The sequence below is a fragment of the Chryseolinea lacunae genome (genome assembly GCF_016735595.1).
In the GTDB taxonomy this organism is placed as follows: domain Bacteria; phylum Bacteroidota; class Bacteroidia; order Cytophagales; family Cyclobacteriaceae; genus Chryseolinea; species Chryseolinea lacunae.
Window position 1 is genome coordinate 264,593 of record NZ_JAERRB010000008.1, and the last position, 19,412, is coordinate 284,004.

Annotated in this window: 12 protein-coding genes; 7 read left to right on the plus strand and 5 right to left on the minus strand. The window is 52.7% G+C overall.

All coding sequences use genetic code 11. The annotated features are described in order from the left end of the window. Window positions 1-425: 425 nt before the first annotated feature. The 3 genes from JI741_RS21925 (at window position 426) to JI741_RS21935 (ending at window position 3,589) form a co-directional block, all read left to right on the plus strand. Window positions 426-986: a YciE/YciF ferroxidase family protein gene (locus JI741_RS21925; protein ID WP_202013502.1), complete on the plus strand. Its 561-nt coding sequence runs from the start codon at window positions 426-428 to the stop codon at window positions 984-986. A gap of 31 nt (window positions 987-1,017) precedes the next feature. After that, window positions 1,018-3,213 carry a catalase gene (locus JI741_RS21930; RefSeq protein ID WP_202013503.1) on the plus strand — a complete coding sequence of 732 codons (2,196 nt, stop codon included), beginning with the start codon at window positions 1,018-1,020 and terminating at the stop codon, window positions 3,211-3,213. 106 nt (window positions 3,214-3,319) lie between these two features. Beyond that, window positions 3,320-3,589, plus strand: a complete 270-nt coding sequence (locus JI741_RS21935; RefSeq protein WP_202013505.1) for a SemiSWEET family sugar transporter — start codon at window positions 3,320-3,322, stop codon at window positions 3,587-3,589. Window positions 3,590-3,640: 51 nt separating this feature from the next. Here the strand turns inward: JI741_RS21935 and JI741_RS21940 are convergent, their stop codons facing one another. Then, on the minus strand, window positions 3,641-4,864 hold the full coding sequence (locus tag JI741_RS21940; protein ID WP_202013576.1) for a cation:dicarboxylate symporter family transporter: 1,224 nt from the start codon (window positions 4,862-4,864) through the stop codon (window positions 3,641-3,643). Between the two features lie 168 nt (window positions 4,865-5,032). Between JI741_RS21940 and JI741_RS21945 the strand changes: the two genes are divergently transcribed. Continuing rightward, window positions 5,033-6,769, plus strand: coding sequence for a D-apionate lactonase family protein (locus JI741_RS21945; protein ID WP_500789620.1), 1,737 nt, complete (start codon window positions 5,033-5,035; stop codon window positions 6,767-6,769). Window positions 6,770-6,883: 114 nt separating this feature from the next. On the opposite strand, the gene JI741_RS21950 is transcribed toward JI741_RS21945, so the two are convergent. Beyond that, window positions 6,884-8,092: a carboxypeptidase-like regulatory domain-containing protein gene (locus tag JI741_RS21950; protein ID WP_202013509.1), complete on the minus strand. Its 1,209-nt coding sequence runs from the start codon at window positions 8,090-8,092 to the stop codon at window positions 6,884-6,886. A 274-nt stretch (window positions 8,093-8,366) separates the two neighbouring features. Between JI741_RS21950 and JI741_RS21955 the strand changes: the two genes are divergently transcribed. After that, complete coding sequence (locus JI741_RS21955; RefSeq protein ID WP_202013511.1) at window positions 8,367-9,419, plus strand: SDR family oxidoreductase; 1,053 nt, start codon at window positions 8,367-8,369, stop codon at window positions 9,417-9,419. A 100-nt stretch (window positions 9,420-9,519) separates the two neighbouring features. Further along, on the plus strand, window positions 9,520-10,497 hold the full coding sequence (locus tag JI741_RS21960) for a GlxA family transcriptional regulator (protein ID WP_202013513.1): 978 nt from the start codon (window positions 9,520-9,522) through the stop codon (window positions 10,495-10,497). Window position 10,498: 1 nt separating this feature from the next. Here the strand turns inward: JI741_RS21960 and JI741_RS21965 are convergent, their stop codons facing one another. The 3 genes from JI741_RS21965 to JI741_RS21975 all read right to left on the minus strand — a co-directional run bounded on the left by JI741_RS21965 (window position 10,499) and on the right by JI741_RS21975 (window position 12,596). After that, window positions 10,499-11,140, minus strand: a complete 642-nt coding sequence (locus JI741_RS21965; protein ID WP_202013515.1) for a hypothetical protein — start codon at window positions 11,138-11,140, stop codon at window positions 10,499-10,501. A 40-nt stretch (window positions 11,141-11,180) separates the two neighbouring features. Next, window positions 11,181-11,792 carry an RDD family protein gene (locus tag JI741_RS21970; RefSeq protein WP_202013517.1) on the minus strand — a complete coding sequence of 204 codons (612 nt, stop codon included), beginning with the start codon at window positions 11,790-11,792 and terminating at the stop codon, window positions 11,181-11,183. A 75-nt stretch (window positions 11,793-11,867) separates the two neighbouring features. After that, window positions 11,868-12,596 carry a hypothetical protein gene (locus JI741_RS21975; RefSeq protein WP_202013518.1) on the minus strand — a complete coding sequence of 243 codons (729 nt, stop codon included), beginning with the start codon at window positions 12,594-12,596 and terminating at the stop codon, window positions 11,868-11,870. Between the two features lie 536 nt (window positions 12,597-13,132). Here JI741_RS21975 and JI741_RS21980 point away from each other — a divergent pair. Continuing rightward, complete coding sequence (locus JI741_RS21980) at window positions 13,133-19,327, plus strand: alpha-2-macroglobulin family protein (RefSeq protein ID WP_202013520.1); 6,195 nt, start codon at window positions 13,133-13,135, stop codon at window positions 19,325-19,327. Window positions 19,328-19,412 lie beyond the last annotated feature (85 nt).

Here is a 19,412-nt window from a genome sequence, read left to right on the forward strand (position 1 = left end):
TTTTTCTTTGGATATCTTTTAAGGTCAATTCCGTGATTGCAACATCTGTACCCATTGCGTTCGTAAACTGGCATCGGCTGCTGAACAAAATCGGCCGTTATTAATATGATCGGGCGCGTGCACCAAACACCCATGAGGAATTACTTTCCCCGGGAACTGAGATTCTGTAGGCGAATTGCCTCATAGTTTCTGACCCTCTCGACTGAATATGTTCGTCGCGTTGCCCATCAAAATGATTGCCTGAGAAAATTTATGACAAGGTTAACCCTGCAACATTGTTCGAAACCAGCCCGCAGACGTTCATTCACGTCGCGAACGTTGGTGCCGCGTTCCGGAATTGGATGCTCACTGTGGCAACGGTCTATCGCCATCGTTTCCGGCATACTTTTTACAGAGAAGCTGATACACTCTAAAAGACTTAACACATGGCAAAAACTGCAAAGAAAAGTAGCAACGAAAAATCAAGCAACGTCGCTACAGGCGAGACACACTCTGCCTTATTGAAACTCTTCACCGACGAAATCAAAGACATCTACTGGGCCGAGAAACATTTGACCAAAGCCCTGCCCAAAATGAAAAAGGCCGCCTCTTCTTCCGAGTTGCAGGAAGCCTTTGCAACACACCTCGAACAGACCAAAGAGCATGTGGGCCGACTGGAACAAGTGTTTGAGCTGCTGGAGAAAAAACCACAAGCCAAAAAATGCGACGCCATGGAAGGCCTGGTGCAGGAAGGCGAAAGCATCATTGAAGACACTGACGATGGAACAGCCACACGCGACGTAGGTTTGATTCTGGCCGCACAAAAAGTAGAGCACTATGAAATTGCCACCTACGGAGGTCTTACACAGCTGGCCAAAACGCTCGGCCGCGACGACATCGCCGATCTTCTTGCCGAAACATTGTCGGAAGAAAAAGAGACAGACGAACTGCTGACGGAAATTGCCGAAAGCAACGTGAACTACGCATCCGCAGAAGAAGAAGCCTAAGCTTCTTCTTTCATTTTAACCATAACAATCCATGGCCACTAAAAATACTGCAAAGCCCACTGCCGATCCAAAGCAACCGGACAATGCCAAAACAAAAGAACTCGCTCCCAATACGGAAGAAAGCACAGCTCAATTCCTGACCACGAACCACGGCGTTAAAGTGAACGATGATCAGAATTCGCTAAAGGCTGGCGAACGTGGCGCAACCTTGCTGGAAGATTTTATCCTGCGCGAAAAAATCACACACTTCGATCACGAACGCATACCCGAGAGAATTGTACATGCCCGCGGCTCTGCAGCTCACGGTGTGTTTAAAGTATACAAGTCGATGTCGTCTGTGACGCGCGCCGGTTTCCTGCAAGATCCTTCGAAAGAGACTCCAGTCTTTGTGAGGTTCTCTACCGTGGCTGGATCGCGTGGATCTTCCGATCTGGCTCGCGACGCCAGAGGCTTTGCTGTGAAATTCTATACCGAAGAAGGAAACTTTGATCTGGTGGGCAACAACATTCCCGTCTTCTTCATACAGGACGCCATCAAGTTTCCGGATCTGATTCACGCCGTGAAGCCCGAGCCCGACAACGAAATGCCACAAGCCGCCTCGGCGCACGACACGTTCTGGGATTTTATTTCGCTCATGCCCGAGTCGGCGCACATGGTGATGTGGGTGATGAGCGATCGCGCCATTCCAAGAAGCTATCGCATGATGGAAGGCTTTGGTGTTCACACATTTCGTTTCCTCAACGAAAAGAATGAATCGACCTTTGTGAAATTTCATTGGAAGCCGCTGCTTGGTGTTCACGCCGTGGCGTGGGACGAAGCCCAAAACATTTCGGGCAAAGATCCTGACTTTCACAGAAGAGATTTGTGGGATGCCATTGCCAGCGGCAACTTTCCCGAATGGGAACTTGGTGTGCAGATCATTCCCGAAGCCGACGAACATAAATTTGAATTCGACTTGCTCGACCCCACGAAGCTGGTGCCCGAAGAACTGGTGCCCGTGCAACGCATTGGCAAGCTGACGCTGAACCGGAACCCTGACAACTTCTTTGCCGAAACCGAGCAAGTGGCCTTTCACGTGGGCCACGTTGTTCCCGGCATCGACTTCACCAACGATCCGCTGTTGCAAGGCCGGCTGTTCTCCTATACCGACACACAATTGATCCGGTTGGGTGGTCCCAACTTTCATGAGATCCCCATCAATCGCCCCATTGCTCCGGTGCACAACAACCAGCGCGATGGCGCGATGCGTCAAACGATTAACAAGGGGAAGACAAGCTACAATCCAAACACCCTCGGTGGTGGATGTCCCTTTCAGGCGAAAGCCATGGAGGGTGGCTTCACATCCTATACCGAACGGATCGACGCAAAGAAAATTCGTGAACGCAGTCCGAGCTTCTTCGACCACTTCAGTCAGGCCAGGCTATTTTTCAACAGTCAGTCAGACCCCGAGAAAAATCACATCGTGGACGCACTGCGGTTCGAACTGGGCAAAGTGCAAGCTATCGCCGTGCGTGAGCGCATGCTGGTGGTGCTGGCAAACATCGACAAGGGACTTGCCAATGAAGTGGCCTATGGCCTTGGGCTTTCGGTGCCAAAGAAAATTGACGGCACGCTGAACCAAAGCATTCCTGCCGACGCCAATCCTCAGACCTATGAATCGGTGAACAAGGAAAGTTCGTTGCTGAAATCGGATGCCTTGAGCATGGCCAACACCATAAAAGATTCTATCGCCACTCGCAAAGTTGCTATTCTTGCGGCCGACGGTGTGAACGAGAAATCGCTCAATGTTGTGAAACAGGCACTGACGAAAGCGGGTGCAGTTGTGGACGTGATCGCGCCAAAGCTCGGCATTGTGACAGGCGAACACGACGCTGCCATTCCCGTGCAGCAAAGTTTCCTGACCGCCGCATCCGTATTGTATGATGCCGTGTATGTGCCGGGAGGAACCAACAGCGTGGCCACACTGGCTGCCGAAGCAAACGCTGTGCATTTTCTGAACGAAGCTTTTAAACATTGCAAAGCCATTGCCGGCGATGAGGCGGCGCGTCAGGTATTGGAAGCTACGTACTTTTCAAAGAAGCTTCCCGAAGACAATTCCCTGGAGACTGTGCTTCGTGAAGGCATTGTCATTCACGATGATGCCGCCAAACTTGGTGACCAATTCATAAAAGCCATTGCGCAGCACCGGTTCTGGGAACGGGAGAAACCCAGACGTGTGCCCGCTTGAAAAAACATAGCCACGACACAAGGCAGGCGATCGATTAACAGGCGATTTTCAAAGGCTTTGATGTCGTGGCTATTTAATTTTTTATTCACCCGAACACCCACGCCAAATGGATTTGATGACCGTTGTGGGCATTGCTGCGAGTGCACTTACAGCAACATCGCTGCTGCCGCAGTTGCTTAAACTCATCCGGGAAAAGAAAGCGCAGGACATTTCTGTGACGATGCTGTCGGTGCTCCTCGCCGGCCTTGTGTTGTGGATATGCTACGGCGTGCTGAAGAACGATTTGATTATCATTGTGGCTAATGCCTTTGCAGTACTGGTGAATCTCACCACATTCTTCCTGACCTTATATTTCAAAAAACATAGCGGCCGTTAGCTATGTAACGCATCACGGATACCTGATTTCTGATAACCAGACATAACATTCTTATGAAACAATCTCCGCTTCGCCTTTGTGAAACGCCTGCTTCATGGCTTCGCGATCGAACGCACGCTCATTGTTAGAAAGCCACACGGTGGCCACACCATTGCCGATCATGTTGGTGATGGCGCGTGCTTCGGACATGAAGCGATCCACACCAATGAGCAACGCAAGCCCTTCGATGGGAATGGACTTGACGGCTTGCAGCGTGGTGGCCAACACAATGAACCCACTGCCGGTTACGCCCGCCGCCCCTTTGGACGTGACGAGCAGAATGCCCACAAGGGTAAGAATCTTGTCCATGCTGAGGTGCACGTTATAGGCTTGCGCCAGAAAGATGCACGCCATAGACAAATAGATGGTGGTGCCGTCGAGGTTGAACGAGTAGCCTGCAGGCACCGTGAGGCCCACCACCGGCTTGGAGCACCCCATGCGCTCCAGCTTTTCCATGAGCGACGGCAACGCCGCTTCGCTTGACGACGTGCCCAGCACGATGAGCAATTCTTCTTTGATGTATTTCAAAAAATCGAAGATGCGGATGCGATACATCCAGAGGATTGCGCCCAACACCACGAACACAAAGATGGCCATGGTGAGATAGACCGCGCCCATGAGTTTGGCCAGCGACACTAGTGCCGAGGGCCCGAACTTGCCCACAGTATAGGCCATGCCCCCGAACGCGCCAATGGGTGCGGCATACATCACAATGTGAAGCGCCTTGAACACATATTTCGAAATCGCACTCAAGGGTTTGGCGATGACGTGCTTTTTATCGAACACGCTGATGAGCGATCCCACCACGATGGAGATCACCAGAATTTGCAACGTGAGGTTTTCCTGAAAAAAGTGGAGCCAACTGAACTGCTGGGCGCCGGTGAGGTATTTGCCAATCTCCACGCCGCTGGCTTTCGAGGTGTCGACACCGGCGCCGGGTTGCACCACGTAGGCCACGGCCACGCCGATGAGCAGCGCAAAGCTGGTCACGATCTCGAAATAGAGCAGTGCCTTTCCGCCGGTCTTGCCCACCTTCTTGAGGTCGCCCATGGCGGCGATGCCCAGCGTGATGGTGAGGAAGATGATGGGGTTGATGAACACTTTCACCACGCTGATGAAGCCCTTGCCCAAAAATTCCATTTGCACGGCGCGGGCGGGATCGACCACACCCAACACAATGCCGGCGGCGATGGACAACAACACCCAAAAGGTGAGGTTCTTCAGAATCGATTTCACAGTAGATTTCAAACACACAGGGTTTAAGCTTCCCTAGATACTGAAATTTTGGAAATAATGGCAATGCCGCCTCGCCGAAACATTCCTCACCCTGCGCGGCGTCGTGCGGCATCCGCACCTCATCCCAGTTCAAAAACATGACGCGGCGCACGCGCGGGCCACAACGCTTTGTTATCTTTAGGCAGTCAGACAACACGCCCTATGCTTCAACTTCGCGCCGGACACCTTCGGGTGGGATATGAGAATGGATTTCTTCGCCACATCACCGCCGGCGGACAGGAAATTGTGCGCATGCTCTATTTCGCCCTGCGCGACGAAAACTGGGCCACACTGCAACATGTGATCCGCGAAGATGCCCGCACCGTGGGCGACGACTCCTTCCACATCGCCTACCACAGCGTGAACCGGAAAGACGGGCGAGATGTGTTTCGGTGGCAGGCGGCCCTGGAGGGAAAAGCAGACGGCACCATCACCTTCGAAATTCACGGCGAGGCGCTGGAGCCACAGCTGAAAAACCGCGCCGGGTTTTGCGCCCTGCACCCCATTCATGAAACCGCGGGCCAACCCGTGACCGTGCACCACGTGGACGGCACATACACGGCCGGCCAGTTTCCGGTATTGATCGATCCGGTGAATCCATTTAAAGACATCAAGTCGCTTCTGTGGACAACGGGCAATGAAGCATACTCCCTTTCGTTTGACGGCGACACGTTCGAAACCGAAGACCAGCGCAACTGGAGCGATGCTTCCTTTAAAACCTTTTGCACACCGTCGGCCAAGCCGTTTCCAGTGGCTCTGAAGAAAGGCGATCATGTGTTTCAGAAAATCACCTTTCAGGCTCCATCCCAGGTTGCAACGGCGCCGGTAGACGACACCATACGCATCACCGCGAATACCCAAACGCATTCCCTCCCTCCCCTTGGCATTGGCGCAGCCCTGGGCGACACCCCGTTGCCGCTGGCCGTGGCAGACCAGGTGCGCAGCCTGGGCCTTTCACACTATCGCGTGGAAGTGACGCCGCTGGCCGTAGACTGGGTGACCGCCTTCTCGCGTCAGTGCGTGATTGCCAGCCAGATGGACTTGCCCCTTGAAGTGGTGCTGAGTTTGTCGGCCGATTTCAAGATCGAGCTCGATGCCTTTGTGCAGCTCTGTTTGCAAAACAGGCTGCAGGTGAAAAGTATACTGGCCGTTGGCAACGGATCGCTAGCAACACCTCAACCGCTGGCAGATTATCTGCTGACACTGAAAGACCAAATGCCAAAAACAAAATTCGGCATCGGCACCAACTATGCCTTCCACCAGATCAACCAGCACCGCCTGCATGCACCAGCCGTCGACTTCGTTTCGTTTGGCCTCCATCCGCAGGAGCATGCATTCGACAACCTTACGATTGTGGAAAACCTCGAAGCACAACGCGACGTGGTGGCCAGCGCGCAAGCCATCTATCCCCACACTGCCGTACACCTCTCGCCCATCACGCTACGCAAGCGCCTGAACCCCTATGCCGCCGATCCTAAAAACATCGTGATGTCGGAACAGGACCGCACCGACCCGCGACAACGCACACCTTTCTGCGCGGTGTGGACGCTGGGCAGCATAAAGACCACAACCCAGGCCGGCGTGGCATCGCTCACGTACTATCAGACGCACGACAGACAAGGCATCATTTCGGCAGAGGGTGCTCCATATCCTGTGTATGTTGCGCTGCAAAATGTATTGAAACACAAAATCAAAAAAATCCGTGGCTCGCATTCCTCGCATCCGCTGATTGCCGATGCGTTGTTGTTTGACGATGGGGCGTGTCTCGTTTGGAATTATACAGACGAAGTGCAGCGCGTGTTTATTGGAGACAACGCGAAACCTTTGACGTTGCCGCCGTATGCTATTGTGGAGATCAATGCGTGAGGGATGGTAGTGAAAGCCCGAAGTGCGGTGGGGCGTTGCGGGGTGGCGGACTTGGAGCGGACAGCCCGACCCGCCCGCCAATCGGCGGCGGGGCACGCCCACGGTTGCTGCTGGTTAGTTCGGGTTGTTGAAATAGTTGCCGAAGGAGTTGGCGGCTTCGAATGCTTCGATAGCTTTCTCTTCGTCGGGCAGGCGTTTGATGATGGCGTTGTTTTTCCAGAAGGCCGGGTTATACTTTACTTTTTTGATGGTGTCGATGTCTTTTACTTTGCGTCTCACTTTTTCGAACTTCTCTTCGGTTTGTTGTTTTTGAATTTGATAGAAGATCAACACGGAGTTGACGTGCGCGATTTTTTCGAAGACGTCTGATTTTGCATAGCGCAGACGAGTGTCTACTTGCATGTAGTCCAGTACGGTTGTGCCGTGATGGTGGTCGTTGCGGAAGGCAATGTCGAAACAGATCAAGGGGTCTTTCACTTCAATGTCTTTGTCGGCAAACGTTACGCCCCACGCGTTTTTGAAACATCCGCGGATGCTTTGCAGTGCAAACGTGGTGGTGTTGATGAAGACGGAACCTTCCATCGCGTTGTTTTTGTAGGGGGCACGCGGTGTACAATATACTTCTGCCAGCTCGCCGTTGTCGGACTGAATGTAGTTCCGGATTTCGAGGTCGTAGTATTTGTCTACCGCGGGGTTCACGGGAAGAATGAGGTCTTTGATTTTTTCCTGGTAAAAAAGAAAACCTCCTGTGAGGTATGAATAGTTGGTGAACGAGAACAGGTAGTCGCCCTTCTCACCTTTGCGTCGGGCATAACGTCCATTCTCGATGAACCAGCTGTCGATTCCCTTCGATGAAAATTTCACTTCATAGAACGATTCGCTGAACTCGGTGAAGAGGCTATCGCTTTGGGTTTTCTGGCGAAAGAATGCTTTGCCATAATGTGTATTGGCGCGCTCGCGTCGCGCCTTCTCGAACGCTTGCTTCATGAGATGATAGGGATAGTCGGCCGACACGGCAATCTCCTTTAGCACAACGGCCGACCGCTGTAGCTCCACAACAAAGGTGTTGTCGTTTTTCGCTTCAACAACCACGCTCTCGTAGCCGAGGTGCGACACCTGAATGAGCGCCGGGAGCGCGGGCACGACCAGCGAAAACTCTCCCTGTTCGTTTGCGAGTGTGCCTTTGGCTTCGGATTGAAGCTGAATGCTGGCATACGGTATGGCGTCGCGGCCGGTATCCACAATTTTGCCCGTCAGCGTGTGTTGGGCTTTCAGTTGCCCAGTGAACATTGCCAGTGCGATCAATATGCCATATTTCATCATGTTCGAGAAAGAGATAAAGCCGGGGATGACGTACTACTTAGTGAAAACAGTCGTTGCCTCCTGTCGGCTATCAGTGCCGCACCTTAATATTAAAAAAAGATTCAAAAAAATCCGCGCCTTGTGACTAACCAATGCGCGCAAACAAGGTTTATTCTTTAGATTGACGTTGCTGCACCGCGGGGAAAGTTTTTTAGATGCCTTTAAAATGTTTCTTTCCTCAAACCGTCCCTCTTGCTAAGGACACAACATAAAAGACCAGGAGCCCAACCGAAACATGGAAAACAAGCCTACAACAACAAACGGACAACGCGTGCTGGTGACCGGCGGATCGGGTTTTGTAGCCGCGCATTGCATCATCCAACTTCTGGATGCCGGATATGACGTGCGCACCACCGTGCGATCGCTGAAGCGCAAAGACAATGTGCTGGCCATGCTGAAGGCAGGCGGCGCAAAAAACACAGACACGGTGACCTTCGTAGAAGCCGACCTCATGCGCGACACCGGCTGGGCCGAGGCCGTGAGCGGCTGTGACTTTGTGTTGCACGTGGCCTCTCCTTTTCCGCCCGGCACACCCAAGCATGAAGACGACCTCATTGTTCCCGCACGCGAAGGCGCGCTGCGTGTGCTGCGGGCCGCGCGCGATGCGGGTGTGAAACGTGTGGTGCTCACCTCGTCGTTTGCCGCCATTGGCTATGGCGTAAAGACGCGCAACCAACCCTTCTCCGAAGAAAACTGGACCGATGCCAAGAGCGATGTGAGTGCCTATGTGAAATCGAAGACACTGGCCGAGCGGGCTGCGTGGAATTTTATAGCACACGAAGGCGGCGCGTTGGAGCTGTCGGTGGTGAACCCCGTGGGCGTGTTCGGCCCGGTGCTGGGCCCCGACCTCTCCACATCGATACACCTGGTGAAAATGTTGATGGACGGCGCCATGCCCGGCACACCCAAGCTCTCGTTTGGCATTGTGGACGTGCGCGACGTGGCCGACCTACACCTGCGTGCCATGACCCATCCCGAAGCCCGAAGCCAGCGCTTCCTCGCCATTGCCGACAACTTTATGCAGGTGCAGGAAATTGCGCAGGTGCTGCGCAAACGCCTGGGCGACTCCGCGCGGCGTGTGCCCACCAAAGTGTTGCCCAACTGGCTGGTGCGCATCTCGTCGTTGTTCAACCCCATGCTGCGCAGTGTGACACCCGAACTGGGCAAAACCAAAAATGCCACGAATGAAAAAGCGAAACGCGTGCTGGGGTGGAATCCCCGTTCGAGCGAAGATGCACTGACGGCCACAGCAGAAAGCTTGATGCGGCTCGGGTTGTTGAAGCACTAACAAGGGACATCCAAACTTTTTTTACGCTGCAAAATCACCCATCTCGGGATCCTTTTCAGACATGGAGCGTTCATATCTTTGAGGTATAACCATCACCGATATGAAACACCTGACGATACTTGTTCCCGCAGGCGGGCTCAACCTGAGCAGCATTGTGGGCAGCTATAAAATTTTCAGTCGTGCCAATTTGTATTGGCAACAGCATGGAAAGAAGCCGTTGTTTACCATACAGCTCGCCGGGCTTTCAAAAAACGTGAAGTTTCACGACGGGCTTTTCACGGTTCACCCAACATTGGTTACGACCATCAGCAAGACCCACCTCATCATCATTCCCTCGCTCGACAAAAACTTTCAGCCTGCGCTGGAGAAAAATAAAAAGCTGGGCGAGTGGCTTACGCAGCAATACAAGCGCGGCGCCGAGATTGCCAGCATCTGCACCGGCGCCTTCCTGCTCGCCTCCACAGGACTGGTAGACGACAAGAGCTGTTCAACCCATTGGATCGCCGCCGATGCGTTCCGGAAAATGTTTCCCAACGTGCACCTGTGCACCGACAAGATCATTACCGATGAACATGGCATCTACACCAACGGTGGTGCATTTTCATTTCTGAACCTGGTGCTGTATCTCATCGAAAAATATTACGACAAGGAAACGGCCATCTACTGTTCGAAAGTTTTTCAGATCGAGCCCGACCGCCAAAGCCAATCGCCCTTCACCATCTTTGCCAGCCAGAAAAATCACGACGACGCTGTGGTGCGCGAGGCGCAAGATCTTATCGAGAAAAACCTGCACGACAAACTTGCCGTGGACAGCCTGGCCACGCGACTGGCCGTGAGCCGGCGCAACTTTGACCGGCGCTTCATGAAAGCCACGGGCAACACACCGGTGGAATATCAGCAGCGCGTGAAAGTGGAAGCGGCAAAAAAGATGTTGGAGTTAAGTCGCAAGAACGTGAGCGAAGTGATGTTTGATGTGGGCTATGCCGACAGCAAAGCGTTTCGCGATGTGTTCCGCCGGCTCACGGGAATGGCGCCGGCGGAATATAAGATGCGGTATAATAGAGAGCGTGTGGTGTGATTTAAAAATCGGCTTCGTATCCATGTCCATTCCGTCCATAGAACGTGAGCCAGCGCGCCAACGAATACACGATGTGCAGCTGTGATTCTATACTGTTCTCGCTTCCTTCAGGCGGCATGCGTGCATCTTTCAGGTGGAGTAAATTCTTTTCGCGCGCAATGGCATCGGCGGCTTGCAACAGGCGGTTGCCATAGTCGAGGGCGTCGTCGGCAAGTTTGGTTTGCCAGGCTTCGGCCACGAGTTCCTCGCCAATCAGGTCTACGCAATCGTTCATGAACTGACCCCGAAAAACATTTTCGTCCTGCCCCATGGCGATGTAGACGGGCACGCCGTCGGTTTCTTTCGCGAGGTCTATCACGTAGAAGCCTTCGTGTTCGGCCATGAATTCGGCTTCCGGAATAGACTTATCCGTTTCGTTGTAGCGTTCCTTTATCCACGCATCAGCTTCGGGGTCTCTTCCCACGCGGGGAGCTTTGATGGTTTCGTAGGTTGGGATTTGATTGGCAAACCATTCCTGCAGCAGGTCGTCTTTGTTTGTGCCGGGCGGAAGCGGTTCCTGTCCACCAATGATTTTGAAGATTTGGTTGAAGCGTACTTCAAATCCAGGTTTGGGTTTGCCCATGGGGCGCATGTCCAGTCCCATATAGTTATCGTAAAGTTTTTTATTTGTTTTAACGCTTGGCCTAAACAACGGTGCTCAGCGCCGATGCCTCTTGCCTTACAAAGGCCTGATATTTTTCGTTGATGACCACTGTGCCTGCCATGTAGTCGTGGATAGCTTTTCGTTTTTCGTTTGTAAGCAACACCATGAACTCGCCGTAGACCCAAATGTTTGAAAGCCACGACACCACTTGCGTGAAAACCGGAAACACCCCTGCCAGCAACAGCGATCTCTCCATGAACGTTGCCATGCCATAGGTATCTTCGGGAAGTTGAAGTGCCGCCGCGGTGGTGCCGCACATGGTGAGCAGCGATAATGCAAGCATAACACTATGCCTGACAAAAGCCTCACGCCATCCCACGTCTTCACCATTTTCTTTCACAATCTTCAGCCCAACAATCAACTTTCCCGGCGTGCCACCCCAGCGTTTCACACAATACACATGAAAAAAAATCAGCACCATGAAGTGCGGCGCGATCGTATAAAGATGTACCACTCTCCCAAAGCCTCCCGCAAAATGAAAGAACAAGCCAATCGGCAATACAATCAGGAAATCAAGAAACAGTGATCCCAATCTGATCCAAAATCCTCCATAAATTTCCTTGGCGGAAGGAGGTGCCTGATTTAATGTCATATGCTTTGTTGCTTTTTGCGCGATACCATTTGCACCGTTTCCGTTTAGCCATGAAGGCCAACTCCATGAACGCTATTAAACCGTGCTATTCATATCCCGTATCTGCCGGATGGTGTCGCGTTTCAGGCGGCGTTCGGTGCCCGACATGTGGTTGATTTCTTCCAGCAGTTCGCTGAGTTTGGTGTTGAGTGCTTCGGGTTGGTTGGTGGCTTGCAGGAATTTGCAATACTCATGGCGATGCTCGTAGTTGGTGAACGTGCGGTCCATGCTTTCAAATTCTTCCTGGGCACGGGCGGTGTTGCCGCGTTGATGGAGGGCCCACGCATAGGCAATGCGTTCGTGGGCATCGCGGAATGTTTTCTCGCCGGCCAGCGAATCGCCGATCTGTATCACTTCGTCGAGGTTGCCGTCGGTGAAATGGGCTTGCAGCAACTTCATGCGCAACAAGGGGTCGTCGGCCATGAACCCCGTGAGGCAGTCGCCATAGAGGGCGATAGCATCTTTGGGGCGGCCAATGTGCACATAGGCATCGGCCAGCCTGATTTTGTTGGCGAGGTTGTCGTTGAAGCGAACGGCTTTTTCGAGCTGTTCGATTTTATAGTTGCTGTTGGCCACCACCTTCACGCTTTCGGAGATGGTTTGGAGGCTGCGACGGTTGTAGAAATTGTGATAGAGATAAAGGCCACAGCCAAGAAAGGAGAAAAAAACGATCATCCAATACCAGCGTTGTTCGGAACCGTTGCGATAGGCGTGGTATAGACAAAAGGCCTGAAGGATCAAGACGGGCGTGTAAAAACCGAGCATAGGTTTAGGTTGATGATATTCGGGGTTTGGGCTGCGCTACAATAGGTCCATCGGGTCATTGGGTGCCTTGAATCGCCGGACGAGAATACATTATTTTTTTTGGAAATAAAAGACCCGGCGTGCGAATGGCCCCTAACGTTCTGGCTTTCAGGTGCTGACAACGCGACCGGAAAAACAATCCGTTTTTTTACCTTGCGTCTTCCAACCATTCTTTTACTTTTGCGTATCAAGTCGATAGCTGCTATCATCCCGTTATAAGCATTTTAGGAAATTCCTGACTACAGCGTTCACCCCAATCCATTGTTTGTAAACCCGTTAGCAACCGTTACGCATTACGTTTCCGCAATTTTTCAGTATGGCGATGTGACTCTTCAGTCGTTCGCGTGTTATTCCCGCTAGCAAGCGCGTAATTTTGACGCCCAAGGCTTACTTTTAGCCGGTGCTTCACCCCATCATTTTTTCCGGAAAAGATGTATGGAATCGGCGACCAGCAGGCATCTACTACGTGTTGATCTTAACGCTTAAAACACCGACCCATGAACATGCTCACGCGCATACTGGCCCTTAGTCTATTTTTTAACATTACCCTGGCACAAAACAAATCTGTACCCATGACTCCGTATGACTATGAAAAGGCCTGGAAAGAGGTCGCCGCATTTGAAAGCAAAGGACTGCCCGAGTCCGCCCTGACCGTTGTGAGCACGATCTATGATCACGCTAAAAAAGATGCCAACGCCGCACAGTTGGTGAAAGCCGTTATTCACAAGCTCAAGTTCACCGACTACAAAGAAGAAGATGCGTTTGTGAAAAACCTCAACACGCTGGAAGCCGAAGCGCTCAAGGCGTCGTTTCCCGCAAAGCCCATCCTGCACACCATGCTGGGCGAAATGTACTGGCAATACTATCAACAAAACCGCTATCGCTTTAACAACCGGAGCGAGACCGTGAACTTTGACAACGACGATGTGTCGACGTGGAGCCTGGAAAAAATTGTGCAGACCACGTTCCTCCACTACACGGCATCGTTGCAAGACGTCGACAAAAGCAAAGCCGCCACCATCGAATTGTTTCCGGAAGTGATTAACCGGGGCAACCCGTTGGGCAGAGCCTATCGCCCCACACTCTACGACTTCCTGGCCCACCGCGCCGTTCAATTCTTCTCGGGCGACGAAGCCGCCATTACACGCCCAGCCGAAGCCTTCAGTCTCGGCGAAGAAGCGTATCTGTCGGAAGCCAAAACCTTTGCCACCCTTTCCATCACCACGACCGACACCCTTTCGATGAAGTTTCATGCGCTGGTGTTGCTACAGGATCTGGTGCGTTTTCACCTGAACGATAAGGAGCCCGATGCCCTGGTGGATGTGGACCTGCAACGCCTGTCGTTTGTGCGAAACCATTCCACGTTGTCGAACAAAGACGAAGTATACCTGCGCGCGCTGGAGCAACTGGAGAAAAACGTGATCGCTCACCCGGTTTCCACACGCGTTACCTATGCTATTGCATTGGTCTATGCCGAAACAGCACAAAAATACAATCCCCTGCAGGGCGACGATCACAAACTTGATCTGAAGAAAGCCTACACGATTTGTGAGACTGCCCTGAAACGTTTTCACGATTCGCAGGGCGCCATTCAATGCGAGAACCTGCAGGAAAACATTCTCCAGAAATCGCTGGCCGCTACCGTGGAAGCCATCAACGTTCCCGGGCAGGCCTTTAGAAGCCTGGTGAAATACAAAAACTTTACAGCGCTTTATTACCGCACAGTGAAAACCACGCGCGAGGAAATGAAAGCATTGCGTAAGAAAATTGAACGCGAAGATTATTACCAGCGCGAAAAGAAAATCATCCAATTCTTCACCGCCAAGACACCGGCCACAAAAGGTTCGTTCACCCTTCCCGACGATGGCGACTACCAATCGCACAGCCTCGAGGTGAAACTCGACGCCCTGCCCGATGGCGAATACATGGTGTTGTTTAGCAACCGTGCCGACTTTGCCACCGACGACAACGGCGTGGCCTATGCGCTCACCACCATCTCGAACATCAGCTATGTGCACCGCAACAGCAGCGACGGCGGCACGGAGTTCTTTGTGCTCAATCGCCACACCGGCGAAGCAATGGCCGGCGCAAAGGCCGATGTGTTTTCGCACGTCTACAACTACAAGACAAACGCCTATGAATCGGTAAAGCTCGGAACATTCACGTCGGATGTGCACGGCTATTTCAAGGTGGACTATCTGAAAAACGAGAACCGCAGAAATTTCTATGTATCGTTTACCTATAAGAACGATGCCGTGAGTACCCGGCCTCTTGGCGACGACGACTATTATTATGGTGGATCAATATCCCAATACAAAGAAGAACCGCGTCACACGCAATGGCAAACGTTCTTCTTCCTGGACCGCGCCATCTATCGTCCGGGGCAGACTATTTACTTCAAAGGTTTGGTGATTAGCACGGACGGAAAGACACCGACGATTCAGAAAAATTCCCAGACCACCATCACGCTATACGACGTGAACCATCAGGATCGTGGCCGGGTCACCGTCACCACCAACGAATTCGGAACATTCAGCGGCACATTCAATGCACCGTCGAGTGGCTTGCTCGGAAACATGACATTGTCGACCGACGATGATAGCGGGCAGGCAAGTTTTTCGGTAGAAGAATACAAGCGTCCGAAATTTGAAGCGGTGTTTGAGCCGGTGAAGGGCACGTTCAGAGTGGATGAAACCGTGAAGGCCGAAGGGTATGCGCGGGCTTATTCCGGCGCGAACATCGATGGCGCGAAAGTTCACTATCGCGTGGTGCGCGTGGCACGCTTTCCGTTCTGGTGGTGGTGCCGTTGGGGCTATTACCCCACGTCGCCCGAAATGGAAATCAAACACGGCGACACACAGACGGATGAGAACGGCAAGTTCAGCATCGACTTCACGGCCATTCCCGACCGCACCGTAGACAAGAGTTCTGATCCCACGTTTGGCTACACCGTGTATGCCGACGTGACCGACATCAACGGCGAAACCCACAGCACATCAACCACCATCGACGTGGGCTACAAAGCGCTTGTGGTGGGCGTGTCTATCGGCAACATCGACAAGAGCAACGCCGACAGATTGAAACAGGAGTTTGGCATTCAGGCCAACAACCTGGCCGGCCAACCTCAACCAGCAAAAGGCGACATCAAAATCTATGCGCTGCAAGGCCCGCACAAAACATTTCGTCAGCGCATGTGGGCACAACCCGATAGGCACCTCTATACCCGCGAGGAATATTATGCGCAGTTCCCTTACGATTTGTTTGACGATGAAACCAACATCTTTAAATGGGAACGCAGCAAAGCAGTATTCGAACTGGCCTTCGATACAGAAAAGAAAAAGTCGTTTGTGATCGAGAACCTGGGTTCGTGGAAAGAAGGTGAATACGTGCTGGAGATCACCTCGACCGACAACGCCGGACAGCCTGTGAAAGAAGTAAGCTACTTCACCGTGTTTTCGCCTGCCGCCAAAACATTGTCAACGCCAAAGGTTCATGAATTTCATCCGGTGAAGCTTCGCGTAGAGCCTGGTGAGTCTGCATTGTTTAGCGCGGGCACGTCGGAAAAGAATTTGCATGTGCTCTATGAAGTGGAATACGACGGCAAACTGCTGTCGCAGGAATGGCTCACGCTAAGCAACGAGCAACGCATGTTCTCCATACCGGTGCGCGAAGAGCACCGTGGCAATCTGGGGGTACACTACACGTTTATCAAAAACAACCGGCTTTATGCCGAGTCGTTCACCGTGGAAGTGCCCTACACCAACAAGATGCTGGACGTGAGCTTCGAAACCTTCCGCGACAAACTGCAACCCGGCCAGCAAGAGCAATGGAAAATTCTGGTGAAAGGAAAGAACGCCGACAAGATTGCCGCCGAAATGGTGGCCACGCTCTACGACGAGTCGCTCGACGTGTTTCGCTTCCACAGCTGGTATGCTAACTTCTACAACTCGCTCTATGCGCGCCTGTCGTGGCAAAGTACGAATGGCTTTGGAAACCGCGAGCTAACATCGTATGCCACCGGCTGGAACAAGGGAAACAAACGCAACGCGAATGGCGCCTACTTCGATAGCTTCAACTGGTTTGGGTTTAGTCCTTATAATTACTACGGCAGAAACATTAGAATTCGTGGCGCGCGAAGTATAGCGCCAGGCATGGCCATGTCGGCAGCACCGATGATGGAGGAGGAGCGTGAAATGAGCAAGAAAGAATCGAAACTTGCTGAGATGGACGACGCAGCACCCAGCGCAGGCATGGTTGGTGGAACGGCCAACAAACCAGGGGAGCCCAAGAGCAAACCCGAACCCGCTAGTGCTGAAAAGCCTGCCGAAGATTTTTCGGGCGTGAAAGTGCGCAGCAACTTTAATGAAACAGCCTTCTTCTTCCCCAACCTGCGCACCAACGACAAAGGCGAAATTGTGGTGAACTTCACCGTGCCCGAGTCGCTCACACGCTGGAAGATGCTGGGCTTTGCACACACGCAAGACCTGAAGTCCGGCTTTGTGACCAACCATCTGGTAACTCAAAAAGACCTGATGGTAGTAACCAACCCGCCACGCTTCTTCCGCGAGAATGATAAGATGACGTTCTCGGTGAAGCTGAGCAGTCTTGTGGACCAGGAACTCAGTGGCCAGGCCCAACTGGAATTCCTCGACGCCCTCACCGGCAAACCGATTGATGCGCTGATGAAGAACGTGAACAAAGTGAAGCCTTTCTCCCTGAAGGCACGCCAGAGTTCGGCCGTGGATTGGACCATCGAAATTCCCGAAGGCTTGCAAGCCATCACCTACCGCGTGGTGGCCAAGGCCGGAAACTTCTCTGATGGTGAAGAGATGGTGCTGCCCGTGGTGACCAACCGCATGCTGGTGACCGAGTCGTTGCCCCTGCCCATCCGTGGCAAACAAAGCAAGGAGTTTCACTTCGACAAATTACTGAACAACAAGTCGACCACGCTGAAACATCAGCAGTTCACCCTGGAGTTCACGTCGAACCCTGCATGGTACGCCATCCAGGCCCTGCCCTACCTCATGGAATATCCCTATGATTGTGTGGAGCAAACCTTTAGCCGCTTCTATGCCAACAGCATTGCGTCGCACATTGCCAACAGCCACCCGCGCATCAAACAGGTGTTCGACACGTGGAAGAACATTCAGCCCGACGCGTTGCTGTCGAACCTCGAGAAAAACCAGGAATTGAAATCGGCATTGCTCGAAGAAACCCCCTGGGTGTTGCAAGCCCAGAACGAAACCCAACGCAAACGCAACGTGGGCTTGTTGTTCGACCTGAACCGCATGGCCGACGAACAAGGCCGCGCGCTGGATAAGGTGGCCAAAGCACAAACACCGAACGGAGGCTTCACGTGGTTTCCCGGCTTGCCCGAAGATCGCTACATGACCCAGCACATCGTGACCGGCCTTGGCCACCTCGACGCGCTTGGTGTGAAAGCCATTCGCGAAGACCATCGCACCTGGAACATGGCTACGCAAGCCGTGGGCTATCTCGACAGAAAAGTGAAAGAGGACTATGAGGAACTGAAACGCCTCGCCCGTCGCAAGCAAATCACGCTGGAAGAAAATCACCTTGGTTATTTGCAGATTCAGTATCTCTATTCGCGCAGCTACTTCAAAGACGTGAAGGTGCCGGGCGATGTGGAAGAAGCTTTTCAATACTACCGCGGACAAGCCAAAAAATATTGGCTGACACAAAATCTCTATATGCAAGGCATGCTGTGTCTGGCGCTGCACCGCTACGACGACAAGACCACACCGGCTGCCATGATCAAATCGTTTTCCGAACGTGCCCTGCACTCGGAAGAGATGGGCATGTATTGGAAGAGCGACCGCGGCTACTATTGGTACCAGGCACCGATCGAAACCCAGGCATTGATGATTGAAGTGTATGACGAAGTAGCCGCCGACATCAAGTCTGTGGAAGACCTGAAGGTGTGGCTGCTGAAACAAAAACAGACGCAAGACTGGAAGACCACAAAGGCCACCACCGAAGCGTGTTATGCATTGCTGCGCCGTGGCACCGATCTGTTGTCGAACAGCACACTGGTGGAAGTGAAAGTGAACGACGTGGTGGTTGACCCCACCAAACGTGAAGACGCGAAAGTGGAAGCGGGCACAGGCTACTTCAAGACCGCGTGGCAAGCGGGCGAGATCACCTCGGGCATGGGGAAAATCAACGTGACCAAAACCACCGACGGTGTGGCATGGGGCGCTGCCTACTGGCAATACTTCGAACAGCTCGACAAAATCACACCGGCCGAAACGCCGCTGAAGCTGAAGAAGGATCTGTTCCTGCAACAAAACTCCGACCGAGGCCTGGTCATTACCCCGCTGAGCGACAAAACGGCTTTGCAAGTGGGCGATGTGGTGAAGGTTCGCATCGAACTGCGCACCGACCGCGACATGGAATATGTGCACCTGAAAGACATGCGCGCTGCCGGCTTCGAACCCGTATCGACCCTGTCGACTTATCGTTATCAGGACGGGCTGTATTACTACGAAAGTCCGCGCGACCTGGCCACAAACTTCTTTATCGGCTATCTGCCCAAAGGCACGTATGTGTTTGAGTATGATCTGCGTGTGTCGCAACGAGGCGACTTCTCCAACGGGGTCACTACCATCCAGTGCATGTATGCGCCGGAGTTCTCCAGCCACTCGCAGGGCATTCGGGTGAACATCAAGTAAGCCACCTCAATTTGTTTCTCCCGGTTCCCGAAGCATTCAGCCTCGGAGAACCGGGAGTTTCAAAAAGCGGCCGTTTTAATGCAGG